10 protein-coding genes are annotated in these 13,239 nt (G+C 68.2%); 8 read left to right on the top strand and 2 right to left on the bottom strand.

The annotated features are described in order from the left end of the window. Both P409_RS12410 and P409_RS12415 read left to right on the top strand, forming a co-directional pair. The coding region (locus P409_RS12410; protein WP_152613355.1) for an acyltransferase domain-containing protein at nt 1–2,151 on the top strand (2,151 nt) is incomplete at its 5' end. 17 nt (nt 2,152–2,168) lie between these two features. Beyond that, nucleotides 2,169–3,482, top strand: coding sequence for an acyl-CoA dehydrogenase family protein (locus tag P409_RS12415; RefSeq protein WP_052120473.1), 1,314 nt, complete (start codon nt 2,169–2,171; stop codon nt 3,480–3,482). A gap of 465 nt (nt 3,483–3,947) precedes the next feature. Here the strand turns inward: P409_RS12415 and P409_RS12420 are convergent, their stop codons facing one another. Together P409_RS12420 and P409_RS12425 are read right to left on the bottom strand one after the other, a co-directional pair. Continuing rightward, nucleotides 3,948–5,012 carry a D-2-hydroxyacid dehydrogenase gene (locus P409_RS12420; RefSeq protein WP_034836460.1) on the bottom strand — a complete coding sequence of 355 codons (1,065 nt, stop codon included), beginning with the start codon at nt 5,010–5,012 and terminating at the stop codon, nt 3,948–3,950. 74 nt (nt 5,013–5,086) lie between these two features. Further along, entirely contained in the window at nt 5,087–5,809 is a 723-nt protein-coding gene (locus tag P409_RS12425) for a GntR family transcriptional regulator (RefSeq protein ID WP_034836463.1), read from the bottom strand. Between the two features lie 255 nt (nt 5,810–6,064). Between P409_RS12425 and P409_RS12430 the strand changes: the two genes are divergently transcribed. The 6 genes from P409_RS12430 to P409_RS12455 form a co-directional block, all read left to right on the top strand. Next, nucleotides 6,065–7,105: an ABC transporter ATP-binding protein gene (locus P409_RS12430; protein ID WP_238578667.1), complete on the top strand. Its 1,041-nt coding sequence runs from the start codon at nt 6,065–6,067 to the stop codon at nt 7,103–7,105. Between the two features lie 10 nt (nt 7,106–7,115). Beyond that, entirely contained in the window at nt 7,116–8,093 is a 978-nt protein-coding gene (locus P409_RS12435) for an ABC transporter ATP-binding protein (protein ID WP_052120479.1), read from the top strand. Nucleotides 8,094–8,140: 47 nt separating this feature from the next. Next, nucleotides 8,141–9,067, top strand: coding sequence for an ABC transporter permease (locus P409_RS12440; RefSeq protein WP_034836466.1), 927 nt, complete (start codon nt 8,141–8,143; stop codon nt 9,065–9,067). 56 nt (nt 9,068–9,123) lie between these two features. Beyond that, nucleotides 9,124–10,011, top strand: a complete 888-nt coding sequence (locus P409_RS12445; RefSeq protein WP_161790386.1) for an ABC transporter permease — start codon at nt 9,124–9,126, stop codon at nt 10,009–10,011. Between the two features lie 74 nt (nt 10,012–10,085). Next, nucleotides 10,086–11,636 carry an ABC transporter substrate-binding protein gene (locus P409_RS12450; protein ID WP_161790387.1) on the top strand — a complete coding sequence of 517 codons (1,551 nt, stop codon included), beginning with the start codon at nt 10,086–10,088 and terminating at the stop codon, nt 11,634–11,636. 41 nt (nt 11,637–11,677) lie between these two features. Next, nucleotides 11,678–13,239, top strand: a 1,562-nt coding sequence (locus tag P409_RS12455) for an ABC transporter substrate-binding protein (protein WP_034836473.1), incomplete at its 3' end; no start/stop codon positions are given.

The following is a 13,239-nucleotide window of genomic DNA, read 5'->3' on the forward strand; positions in this document are numbered from 1 at the left end:
GCACGCCTGGCGCCGGGCACGGCGGCCGAGGTGCAGCGGGCCATCCTCGACCGCGACCCCGGCCGCGCCCGGCACGATCCCGGCCAACTGGCGCATTTCGTCGTGCTGCATTCCCTGGCCCGCACCTGGATCCGGCTCGGCGTCACCCCCGACATCGTCATCGGGCATTCGCTGGGCGAGCATGCGGCGGCGGTCATCGCCGGCGTGATGTCGCTGGATGACGGCCTCAGGGCCGTGGAGGCCCGCGGCCGGCTGTTCGAGACGCTGCGGCCGCACGGCGCGATGCTGGCCGTCGCCGCCGGCGCCGAGTGGCTGGAGACGGTGTTCCGGTTCGGCACGGAGCTGTTCGTCGCCGCGATCAACGGGCCGGAGCAGACCGTACTCAGCGGCACCGCCGCGGCCGTCGCCGAGGCCGAGCGGGCGCTGCTGGAGCGAGGCATCCGGGTGTCGCGGGTGCCGACCTACGACACCCCCGGCCATTCGCCGCTGCTGGCACCGATCCTGGCGCCGTTCCGCGACGCCCTGGCCCCGATCCGCCTGCAGCCGCCGGGGATCGAGATGATCTCGACGGTCACCGGGCGCCGCGCGGGAGATGAGATCGCCACCGCCGGCTACTGGGTCGACATGGTCGAGCGGCCGGTGCGGTTCCGCCAGGCGCTCGACACGATCGCCAGGGACGGCGTGACCTTCCTCGAGGTCGGGCCGGGCAAGGCCCTGTCCAACCTGGCCAAGGCGGCCTCGGGCGACTGGATTCGGGCGATCTCCTCGCTCTGCGACGGCCCCGGCGGCGACGAGGATCCGGAGCCCGACGGCCTGGCCCATGCCTGCGCCCGACTGTACTGCGCCGGCCATTCGCCGGAGTGGTCGCGCCTCTATGGCACCCCGCCCTCCCCCGTCGAGGCGCCGACCACCGCCTTTGACCTGAAGCATATCGAGCTGCCGGCGGTGGAACTGCAGTCGCGCGGCGATCATCCGCAGCCGGTGCGGACCGCCCCGGACCACGGCAAGGAGACGGATGCGGCTGCCGCCTCGGTGACCGCACCGGCCGCCGACACGCTGGCCGCGGTCATCGACATCGTCCGTCCCGTCCTCGGCGACGCGGCCGATGGGGATGCCGATGCGGCCCTGGTGACCCTCGGCCTCGACTCGCTGGCGCTGACCGCGATCCGCGGCCGCCTGCAGCAGGCCTTCGGGCGGGCCGTCCCCATGGCCTGGTTCGCCGCCGGCGCCTCGCTGCGCAGCATCGCCGCCTTCTATTCGCAGGACGAACCGGCCGGGCCGGCGCCGGTCCGGGCCGCGCCCGAGCCGGTGGAGACGGCCGTCACGCCGATGCGGTCGACGGGCCGCGCCGACCATGTGCTCACGCTCCGGGATGGCCACGGCCTCCTGGTGGCGCTGATCCACCCGGTCGGCGGCGACGTGTTGTGCTACCGCAAGCTGGCGGAGGCCTGGCCCGGCGACGCCCGGATCCTCGGCATCCGGCACCCCGAGGCTGAGACCGGCGATGTCCGGTACCGGCCGCTGGCCGAACTGGCGGCGCTGTACCGCCGGGCCGTGCTCGATGCCGCCGGCAGGGTCCCGGACATCGTCGGCGGCTGGTCCTTCGGCGGAGCCGTCGCCCAGGAGATGGCGGCCCAGTGGGAAGAGGAAGGCACTCCGATCACCGCGCTTCTGGCCATCGACAGCCCCTTGCCGGATGGTGCCTACGCCCGCCGGCTCCGCCGCCTGGTCGACGGCGCCGGCGGGGGCGAGGATGACGGCCTCCTGGACCGGATGATCGCCGATCCCGGCTTCGAGGCGGTCTTCGACGAGCAGCACGGCCTGGGCCGGCTTCGCGCCATCGCTGATGCCGACACCGTGGAGCGCGTGCTGCGGATCCATGCGGCGAATGCCGCCGCGCTGGCCGGATATCGGCCGAGGCCCATTCGTGCGCCCCTCAGCTACGCGCTCGCCCTGCGTGGCGGGAACGCCCGGTCCTCCGAGGAGGCCGCGGAGTCCCTGGCCATACTCTCCAGCGGGCCGCCGCGGGTCCTGGGCATCGACGGCGACCATTTCTCGATCATGCGATCCCCGGCGGTCGAGGCCGTGGCCGGCTTCCTCGGCGCGGCGGCGAGGCGGACCGCGCCGCCCGTGCTCCTGGTGGCCGAGTGACCCGAGAGGACGGATAAATGGAAGCGTTCCAGAATGTGGCGGCGCCTCGTCTCAGATTTGGCGGGCTCGACGCCGACCTGACGGATGAGGAATGCGACCTCCAGCGGAAGATCCGGCGCTTCGCGGTCGGCGTGATGCGCCCGACCGCCGCCCGACTGGACCCGATGGCCGCAGCGGATGTGATCGGCCGGGATTCCCCGCTCTGGGACTATCTGGCCCGCTTCGACGATCTCGGCATCAACCCGTCCTGGCTGGCGACGCTCGGGCCGGATCGCCGCAAGCGCATTCTGCCGCTCGTGTTCGAGGAGCTCGCCTATGGCGACGCCGGGCTTGCCGTCGCGGCCTTCACCGCGAAGATGGCGGCGGCAACGGCCGCGGCCACCGGCGACCCGGAGCTGATCGAGCGGTTCGGCGCGCTGCGCGGATGCTGGATCGCGATCCTGGCGGACCGGGGATCCGATGCCATCGACCATGCCGGGTTCGAGCTGGCGAAGGGCACCCGGCAACCGGAAGGCAGCCTGCGCGCCCTGGTGCGCGGGTCGGAGGTGATCCTGAACGGCGTGTCCTCCGACTGGATCTCCTGCGCCCCGATCGCCGAATGCGCCCTGATCCATTGCCCTGCCGATTATGGCGGCGGCATCGCGCGGCCGGATGGCGGCGTGTCCGGCATCGCCCTGCTGGTCCCGTTCGACCTGCCGGGGGTCGAGCGCGGGCCGCCTGTCGAGAAGATCGGCCAGCGCACGCTGCCGACCGGGAATGTCCGGTTCAGCGACGTCCGTGTCCCGGCCCGCTACATCGTCCGGGGCCAGGACGGGTTCTATCCCTCCTTCGCCGCCACGCACACCTCCGGGGCGATGAACGTCGCCGCCATCGCCGGCGGCGTCGCCAAAGCCGCGTTCGACTGCGCCCTGCGCTATGCCCGGTCGCGCGAGCAGGGCGGCGCCAGGCTGATCGCGCATCAGCATGTCAGATGGCGGCTGTGGGAGATGTGGCGGAAGCTCGAGATCTGCCGCGCCTCCGTCCGCCGCGGCGTCGCCTACAATGTCTCGCCGGAAGCGCCGCATCTTCTCGCTTCGATCACCGCCAAGACCACGGCGACGCAGACCGCGTTCGAGGTGGCGATGGAGGCGATCCAGATCTTCGGCGCCAACGGGCTGTCGCGGGACCACATCGTCGAGCGGCTGCTGCGCGACATCACCGTCTGCCTGATCCAGGGCGGCGAGAATCATTCCCTCGGCCTGCAGGGCGGGAACTGGCTGCTGCACTCCCTGGGGGACGAGGGGATGGAGAGTCCGGTGATCGACCAGGCCGCTGACGAGGCCAACGCCTGACGGCGAGAAGTCGCTTCAGCTTTGGATCGAACGATGCCGCCATTCCACCAGAATGTCAGCCCAGGGACTTCCTGGCGGGCTAGACATGGCTCAGATGCGCCGCAGGGAGCCATCGCGTCGGCGTCTCCATACCGGACATAGCGCGAAGCCGGCGGATCCGAGCATTTGCGGGCTGCCGGAGGCAGGATGAGGGTGCGAATAACCAGACGCAGTCCAACTCCCCCAAAGCGGGCGAACGGACTCGGCCAAGCTCCGGTGCGCCGCGCGGAATATCTCGGCTCCGCGCCCACCATGCGTGCGGCGTTCCTTCATCTTCGTCCTGTTCATCACCCCATTCCATCCGTTCTTCAGCAGGCGCCGCCGGCAGCTCGGCCGTCTTCCGGTCGAAGCCTCCGCACCGAACATCCGCGCCGCGCCGCAGGCTTTGAACCGCGTGGCCGGATGGAGCGGCTGAACCAGGCAGGCTCAGTGCGTCAGGGAACGGTCGAACAGGTTCGTCATCTCGGAGATCCGGCCCTCGACGAAACATTTCAGGTTGCGGCAGAAGATCTCCGTGATCTTGCCGTTCTCGCCGGTCGCGGTGCTGGCCGAATGCGGGCTAACCAACACGTTCGGCATGTCCCACAGCGGGCTGGATGGCGGAAGGGGCTCGACCGTGAAGACGTCGAGGGCGGCGAAGGCGATATGGCCGGTCCGCAGGGCGTCGGTCATCGCCTGCTCGTCGATGACCTGGCCGCGGGCGATGTTCACCAGGACCACCCCGGGCTTCATGGCGGCGATGGCGGCGCGGTCGATCATGCCCTCGGTCTCGGCCGTGTGCGGGATGATGAGGACCAGCGCATCGGCTTCGCCCAGCATCCGGTGCAGGTCGTCGCTCGGGAACAGCGCGTCGACTCCGAGCTCCGCGGCGGTCCGCTTCGATCCCGGCCGGGCCAGCGCCACCACCCGCATGTCGAAGGCCTTGCCGATCTGGATGACCCGACGGCCCACCTCGCCGACACCGACGACGGCAAGGGTCTTGCCGGCCAGCTCCTCGCCGCAGAAGCGGTCCCAATGGCGGCGCTTCTGCTCCGCCTGGACGTGCAGGTGCCGCTTCCAATGGCCGATCAGCGAGTGAAAGACGAATTCGGTCAGCGGGCCGGCATGCACGCCCTTGGCCGTGGTCAGCACGATCGCCGAGTCCTTGAGACCGAGGCGCGCGACACGGTTTCCGATGCCCGAGCTGGTCGCCTGGATCCATTTCACCCTGGGCGCCAGCGAGAGGCCCGGGGATCCGTCCGACGCGTCCGGGGGGAAGTCCCACAGGATGTCGGCCTTCGCCAGATGCCGACGCCAGCGCGCCTCCTGCTCCTCGTTGCGCCGGAACCCGGCCGGGCCGTTGTGGTCCGCCACATATCGGGTCGGCGGCAGAAGGTCCGGCTCATAGATGACATCCACCCGGTCGGAGGCGACGGCGCGGATGCGCGCGACGTGCTCCTCCTCGAGCGGGCTGGCGATGAGCACATTCAACCGATCGGTATTACGGTCCATCGCTGCACCATCCTGTCGTTCAGAGCTTCGGCGCCCTCGCAGCCACAGGCCGGCGCCGCATCGGGAAAATTCGGTCAGCCGGTCTGGTTACGGGCCCGCGCTGGCGACACGGCCTCGTCGGGCCGGTCGGCGGCCTCGCGCTGGCTGAGAAACTCGAACAGCACGCGCCCCGCGCTCTCATTGTGGTCGCGCAGAATGCTTTCGGCGTACCGGCTGTCGCCGGCGACGATCGCCTCCACGATCGGGCGATGCGTGGCGATGATGTCCTCAGGGCTCGGCATCAACCGGTCGCTCCAGATGATGTAGAGCCTGATCTGCTGCTCGATCAGCCGGTACTGCTCTGCCAGCCGGCGGTGCCCGGCCAGAGAGATGATGAGCTTGTGCAGCCCCAGGTCGCGGTCGACGATCGCGACCTCGTCGCCCGTCTCGCAGGCTGCGACCAGCGCGTCAAACTGCCGGTGAAGCTGGTCCTTCTTCTTTGAATCCAGATTTTCGGTGAGCAACCGGGCGCCCAGCGCCTCGAGGCTGCCGCGCAGCGTGTAGAGCTCCCAGGCATCCACGCTGCTCAGGCTCGTCACCGACCAGCCGGTATAGGGCAGCTGGACGACCAGCCCCTCATTGGCGAGCTGGTGCAGGGCCGTGCGGATGGTGCTGCGGGAGAGGCCGAGGGCTTCCGACAACCGCATCTCGGTGAGCCGGCCGCCTGGAGGGACCCCTCCCCCCACCACATGATTGCGCAGCGCCTCGGTCGCCTCGACCTCCGCGCTCTTCTTCCGGATCGGCCTCAATTCCACCATCGGCCCCGTCTAGCAGCAAAATTAATTGTCGACAATCGAGAATGTTTGCGAGATGAATCGGGTCAGGGAGGCATCCGAGGCGGCCGCGCCATCTCCTCAGAACAAGCAAGCGGGCGGCGCCGACGAGCGAACAGACTGGCGGCATCGACTCATGAAACGGGCGCTCAGGCCGGTTCTCGGAGGGCTGCGTGATCTGCACGGACCCGTGCCGTCCGCGGTCCGTGGCGATGCCCCTGGGCAGCGGGTCACCGCGGCATGATGCTCGATCGACCGATCCCCTCGCTGGACAGCGGCTCGCCGCAGCCCGGACCGGAGCCACGGCGCAAGCTGCTCGAGGTCCGCGATCTCGCGGCGAAGTTCCATACGGTCGACGGCGTCGTGAACGCCTTGAACGGCATCTCCTATTCCGTCGATCGGGGCGAGTGCCTGGCCATTGTCGGGGAGAGCGGCAGCGGCAAATCCGTCGGCGTGCTCTCGATCCTGCGGCTGATCCCCTCGCCTCCCGGGCGGATCACCGGCGGCAGCATCCATTTCAGGGGGACGGACCTGCTGACGCTCGACGACCGTGCGCTGCGGGAGATCCGCGGCCGGTCCATCGCCATGATCTTCCAGGACCCGATGACCTCGCTCAACCCCGTCATGCGGATCGGGACGCAGATCATCGAGAGCCTCTCGGCGCATGAGCGGCTGACACGCCGGCAGGCGCGGGCGAAGGCGGCGGATCTGCTGGCCATGGTCGGGATCCCGAGGCCGGCGGAGCGGCTCGGCGACTATCCGCATCAGTTCTCCGGCGGCATGCGCCAGCGAGTGATGATCGCCATGGCGCTGTCATGCTCGCCGCAGCTGATCATCGCGGACGAGCCGACGACGGCCCTCGACGTCACCATCCAGGCGCAGATCGTCGAGCTGGTGAAGACGCTCCAGGCGGAGCTCGGCACCGCCGTCATCTGGATCTCCCACGACCTCGGCGTCGTCGCCCGGCTCGCCGACAGGGTGGCCGTCATGTATGCCGGGCACATCGTCGAGCAGGCGCCCGTCGACGAGCTCTATGCCCGGCCGGCCCATCCCTACACCATCGGCCTGCTGGAGTCGCTGCCGCGCCTGGATGCCGGCGGCACGAGGAAGCTGCAGGCGATCGGCGGGCTGCCCCCGACCTTGCTGGGCGATCTGCGCGGCTGCCCGTTCGTGCCCCGCTGCCGTTTCGCGACCGATCTCTGCCGGCAGCAGAACCCGGTCCTCGCCGAAGCGGTGCCCGGCCATGCGGTGGCGTGCTGGCACCACCGGCTGGCGCAGTAGGACACGGCCCATGAACAGCGAGATTATGGTCCGCGTCAAAGATCTGAAGATGCATTTCCCGATCCGGTCCGGCGTCTTCAACCGCACCACCGGCGCGGTCAGGGCGGTGGACGGCCTGACCTTCGACATCGCGAAGGGGGAAACCCTCGGCCTGGTCGGGGAGAGCGGCTGCGGCAAGACCACGGCCGGGCGCGCCATCCTCCACCTCTACCGGCCAACTGGCGGAAAGGTCGAGTTCCGCGGGACCGACCTCGCCAAGCAGGGACCGGAGGATGTGCGGCGCGCCAGGCGGCACATGCAGATGATCTTCCAGGACCCCTATGCCTCGCTCAACCCCCAGATGCGGGTCGCGGAAATCATCGCCCGGCCGCTGCGGGTCCACGGCCTCGTCAGGAACGTCAGGGAGGAGCGCGCGCTCGTCGCCGAGCTGATGCAGAAGGTCGGGCTCCACCCGTCGGTTCGCGATCGCTATCCGCACGAGTTCTCCGGCGGGCAGCGGCAGCGGATCGGCATTGCCAGGGCGCTCGCCACCTCGCCCGACTTCATCGTCTGCGACGAGCCGATCTCGGCGCTCGACGTCTCGATCCAGGCCCAGATCGTCACCCTGCTGGAGCGCCTGCGCGAGGAACTGGGCCTGACCTACCTGTTCATCGCGCACGACCTCAGCATGGTGCGCTACATCTCCACCCGCGTCGGGGTGATGTATCTCGGCAAGATGATGGAGCTGACGTCGAGCGACGAGCTCTACGAAAACCCGCTTCATCCCTACACCAGGGCCTTGCTGTCGGCGATCCCGATCCCCGACCCGCCGCTGGAGCGGCAGAGGCAGCGCATGCTGCTGCAGGGCGGCCTGCCGAGCCCGGCGAACCCGCCGGCCGGATGCCGCTTCAGCTCGCGCTGCCCGATGGCGACGGACCATTGCCGGGCCGTCGAGCCGCAGTTCCGTGAAACCACCAGGGGGCATTGGGTTGCGTGCCATCTTGCCTGACGGCGGCGCCCGGGCGGCCGGCCCCGTGACGGAAGCGTGAGGGGCCCATGCGCTACGTGATCCGGCGGCTCCTCCAATCCGTCATCGTCGTGTTCGGCGTCAGCGTGGTGGCGTTCGGCATGCTGTTCATGACCGGCGATCCCACCGAAGTGATCCTCCGCGACGCCGCCGACCACATGACCGTCGAGCAGATCCAGGACTTCCGGGTCAAGATGGGCTTCGACCGGCCGTGGTACGTCCAGTATCTCAGCTTCGTCGGCAACGCCCTGCAGGGCGACTTCGGCTACTCCTTCATCCGCCACCAGCCGGCCTATGAGGTGATCACCGACAAGTTGCCGGCGACGATCAAGCTGGCGTCCTTCGCCTTCGTCCTGTCGCTGCTGGTGTCGATCCCGCTCGGCGTCCTGTCCGCGATCCGGGTGCACCGGCCGATCGATCATATCGCCACGGTGCTGGCCCTGATCGGCCAGTCGATCCCCAGCTTCTGGCTCGGCATCCTTCTGATCCTGCTGTTTGGCGTCCATCTCAAATGGCTGCCGATCTCCGGCAGCGGCACCTGGCAGCATCTGATCATGCCTGGGATCTCCCTGGCGGCGTTTCCCATTGCCCGCAACATGCGGCTGACGCGCTCGTCGATGCTCGACTTCATGCGGCGCGATTTCGTTCGCACGGCCCGCGCCAAGGGGATCACGGAAAACCGCGTCGTCACCGCGCATGTGCTGCGCAACTCGCTGCTGCCGATCGTGACGGCGATCGGGCTCGAGCTCGGCTTCCTGCTGGGCGGGTCGGTCATCATCGAGACGATCTTCGGCTGGCCGGGCGTCGGCCGCGAGATCGTCTCGGCGATCGGGTCGAAGGACTTCTATGTGGTCCAGGCCGGCGTCGTCATGCTGGCGCTGATCTTCGCCGCGGTGAACCTGCTGGTGGACCTCGCCTACTCCTGGATCGACCCGCGCATCCGGCACAGCTCATGACCCTCTTCGACCTTCCTCCCCAGAGCGATGCCGGCGATGTGCCCGCAACATCGGCCGTGCCTGAACCCGCCACGGCCGGGCGCCTGTGGCGGAACCGGATGCTGGTGCGGCTGTTCCGCAGCAAGGCGGCCCTCGTCAGCGTCGTCATCCTTCTGCTCGTCCTGCTGGCAGCCATCGCGGCGCCCTGGCTGGCGCCGAACGATCCCTTCGCCATCAAGCTGATCCAGCGCCTGAAGCCGCCCGGCTATACCAACAGCGCCGGCATCACCTTCTGGCTGGGCACGGATTCGCTCGGCCGCGACGTGTTCAGCCGCCTCATCTATGGCGCCCGCGTCTCCCTTGTCGTCGGGCTGGCCGCGGTGGCCATCTCCGGCACGATCGGGCTGCTGGTCGGGCTGCTGTCCGGATATTTCGGCGGCTGGGTCGACGACCTGTTCATGCGGCTGTGCGACATCCAGCTGTCCTTTCCGACGATCCTGCTGGCCCTCACCATCATGGCCGTGCTGGGCTCCGGCCTCGACAAGCTGATCCTGGTGCTGGGACTGACCGGATGGGTCCAGTACGGGCGCATCGTCCGCAGCCAGGTGCTGACCATCAAGACCGACGAATTCGTGCTCGCGGCCCATGCCACGGGCGAGCGGCAGTGGCGCATCCTGTTCCAGCACATCCTGCCGAATGTCTGGAGCCCGGTGATCGTGATCGCGAGCTTCACCGTCGCCAGCAACATCGTATCCGAGGCGTCCCTCAGCTTTCTCGGCGTCGGCGTGCCGCCGAGCGTCCCGAGCTGGGGCACCATGCTGGCCGACGGGCGGGAATATGTCGGCGTCGCCGACTGGCTGACTCTTCCGGCGGGCGCGGCGATTTCGCTGACCGTCCTGTCGATCAATATTCTCGGTGACTGGCTGCGGGACTATCTCGATCCACGGCTGAAGAATATCGGCTGAGGCGGAACCGTATAGACAAACGCGAATACTGGACGAGCCGTCCGAGGAGTGAAGCCGTGATGGGGCCAAGTCTGTTGAGGCGCTCCCTGTTCGCTTTGGGCCTGCTGGCGGGCATTGCCGCCGGAACGTCCGCCCTGGCGGACCAGAAGCCGATCGTCGTCCTGCTGCCGGCGGAACCGATCGGTCTCGACCCGATGTTCTCGACATCGAGCGCCGATATCACGCTGTCGATCAACGACACGCTGTTCAAGCTCGACAATGACGGCAAGATCATCCCCGCCGTGGCGGAGTCGATCCGGATGATCGATCCGCTCACCTGGGAGATCAGGCTTCGCCCCGGTCTGGTGTTCCAGGATGACGAGCCGGCCAATGCCGACGCGGTCGTCTTCACCTTCGATCGCGCGAAGAAACTGTTCGCGGCCGGCCAGGGCGACCTGAACTTCGCGATGGGCGCCCTGAAATACGACCGGGTGGAGAAGGTCGACGACCTGACGGTCCGGCTGGTGATGAAGGAGCCGGATCCGATCGTGACCTCGCACCTGGTCAACCCGGAATTCTCCATCCTGCCGCCGAAATACTATTCGGAGAATCCGCCCGAGAAGGTGGCCTTCGCGCCGGTCGGGCTGGGCGGCTACCGGTTCGTCTCCTACGAACCCGGCGCCGGGCTGGTGCTGAAGGCGTTCGACAAGTATTGGCAGGGCAAGCCGCCGGTCGACGACGTCATCGTCAAGGCCGTGCCCGAGGTGGCGACGCGGGTCAGCGAGATGAAGGCCGGGTCGGCCGACCTGATGACCGGGGTGCCGGCCGACCTCAAGGCGGACCTGGAGGGAGACGGCGTCACGGTCGTGACCGCGGCGAGCTATCTTCGCCAGTTCATCAACATCAAGCAGGGCCGCCACCCGGCGCTGGCCGATATGCGCGTGCGGCAGGCGCTGAACTATGCTGCGGATTGCGGCGAGATCGCCACGGAGCTGCTGGGCGGCTTGGTGAAATGCCGGATCGACCTCGTGAATCCGCCCAATGACGACCCCGGCCTCAAGCCCTATCCCTACGACCCGGAAAAGGCCAAGGCGCTGCTCGACGAGGCGGGCTGGGTGCCGGGGCCGGACGGGGTCCGGGCCAAGGACGGTGTCCGCCTCTCGCTCAACTTCGACACCACGGCCGGCTTCTACCTGATGGACAAGGAGACCGCCCAGGTCCTGGCCGACGACTGGAAGGCGGTGGGCATCGAGATCAAGGATCTGAAGGTGATCGACGCCTCGGTCAGCGCGCAGATGCGCGCCAACCAGGGCGCAGGTTTCCGGGATCTCATGAACTCCGGCTCGGGCCCCGACTATACCTGCCAGGGCGACCTGCTGCTCGTGCACAAGGAGTCCGGCTCCAACCGCATGAGCTGGGTCGACGACAAGTTCGAGCAGATGTTCAAGGCGTTCCGGCAGGAGTTCGACCCGTCGAAATGGCCGGAGATGTGCCGCGCCGCCCAGGCCTATGTCGCCGAACAGGCGCCCGTGGTGTGGCTGTTCAACGCGCCCTCGCTCTACGGCGTGTCCAAGCGCCTGACATTCCATCCCCGGGCGGATGGGCGGCTCTATCTCGGCTCGGTCCTGCAAGGGGAGCAGGAGTAGAGCGCGAGCAACGACAAAAAGAGACAACAGGAGGAAAAACCATGATGCCGATGCGTGCCATTCGCATTCCGATCCTGCTGCTCGGGCTGGCGTTCGGGGCTGCCGCAGGCGCCCCGGCCTTCGCCGAGAGCAAGCCGGCCGTGTTCCTCAGTGACGCGGAGCCGGTCAGCCTCGACCCGATGTTCACGCAGTCCGACGCCAACGTCATCCTGTCGATCCACGAGACGCTGTTCCGTCTCGACAACGAGGGCAAGGTCGTCCCGGCGGTCGCGGAATCGATCCGGATGCTCGACCCGCTGAACTGGGAGATCAAGATCCGGCCGAACTTGGTCTTCCACAATGGCGAGCCGATCAACGCCGACGCCGTCATCTTCACCTTCGCGCGGGCGAAGAAGCTGTTCGCCGCCGGCCAGGGGGACCTGACCTTCGCGCTCGGCGCCCTGAAATACGATCACGTGGAGAAGGTCGACGACCTGACCGTCCGGCTGGTGATGACCGAGCCCGACCCGATCATCACCTCGCACATGGTCAATCCGGAGCTGTCGATCCTGCCGCCGAAATACTATTCCGAGAACCCGCCGGAGAAGGTGGCCTTCGCGCCGGTCGGGGCGGGCGGGTACCAGTTCGCGTCCTACAAGCCCGGCGAGGGGCTGATCCTGAAGGCGTTCGACAGATACCGGCTCGGCAAGCCGCCGGTCGACGAGGTCGTCGTCAAGGCGGTGCCGGAGGTTGCGACCCGCATCAGCGAACTGAAGGCCGGGACCGCCGACCTGATGGTCGGCGTCCCCGCCGACCTGAAATCCGACCTGGAGGGCGCGGGCGTCAACGTGATCGTGGCGCCGAGCTATCGCCGCCTGTTCGTCGCCATCAAGCAGGGCCGCCACCCGGCCTTGGCCGACGCCCGGGTCCGCCAGGCGATGAACTATGCCGTCAACTGCGACGAGATCGCGACCGCCCTCCTCGGCGGGATGGCCAAATGCTCGATCGATCTCGTCAACGTGCCCAACCAGGACCCCGGCCTGAAGCCCTACGCCTTCGATCCGGACAAGGCCGGGCAGCTTCTCGACGCGGCCGGCTGGGTGCTCGGGCCTGACGGCGTCCGGGTCAAGGACGGCACGCGGCTATCGCTGAATTTCGACACCACCGACGGCTCCTACCTCATGGACAAGGAGATCGCGCAGGTGCTGGCCGACTACTGGAAGGCGGTCGGGATCGAGATCAAGGACCTGCGGGTCATCGACAGCTCGGTCAGCTCGCAGATGCGGGCCAAGCAGGGCGCCGGCTACCGGGACCTGATGAACAGCTCGTCGGGGCCGGACTATACCTGCCAGGGCGACCTGCTGCTGGTGCAGAAGGATTCCGGGTCGAATCGCATGAGTTGGGTCGACGACACATTCGAGGCCATGTTCAAGGCGTTCAACCAGGAATTCGACCAGTCGAAGTGGCAGAAGATGTGCAACGATGCCCAGGCCTATGTCGCCGGGCAGGCGCCGGTGATCTGGCTGTTCACGGAACCGACGCTGTACGGCGTGTCGAAGCGCCTGTCATACGAGGCGCGGCCCGATGGCCGGGTCTATCTCAACCTGGTCCTGAAAGGCGCCAC

The organism is Inquilinus limosus MP06 (assembly GCF_000767795.1).
Lineage (GTDB): Bacteria > Pseudomonadota > Alphaproteobacteria > DSM-16000 > Inquilinaceae > Inquilinus > Inquilinus limosus_E.

Excerpts from the sequence above, each read along its gene's own strand:
- P409_RS12440 (WP_034836466.1), top strand. The coding sequence starts at position 8,141 with ATGCGCTACGTGATCCGGCGGCTCCTCCAATCCGTCATCGTCGTGTTC.
- P409_RS12415 (WP_052120473.1), top strand. The coding sequence starts at position 2,169 with ATGGAAGCGTTCCAGAATGTGGCGGCGCCTCGTCTCAGATTTGGCGGG.
- P409_RS12425 (WP_034836463.1), bottom strand. The coding sequence starts at position 5,809 with ATGGTGGAATTGAGGCCGATCCGGAAGAAGAGCGCGGAGGTCGAGGCG.
- P409_RS12430 (WP_238578667.1), top strand. The coding sequence starts at position 6,065 with ATGATGCTCGATCGACCGATCCCCTCGCTGGACAGCGGCTCGCCGCAG.
- P409_RS12435 (WP_052120479.1), top strand. The coding sequence starts at position 7,116 with ATGAACAGCGAGATTATGGTCCGCGTCAAAGATCTGAAGATGCATTTC.
- P409_RS12420 (WP_034836460.1), bottom strand. The coding sequence starts at position 5,012 with ATGGACCGTAATACCGATCGGTTGAATGTGCTCATCGCCAGCCCGCTC.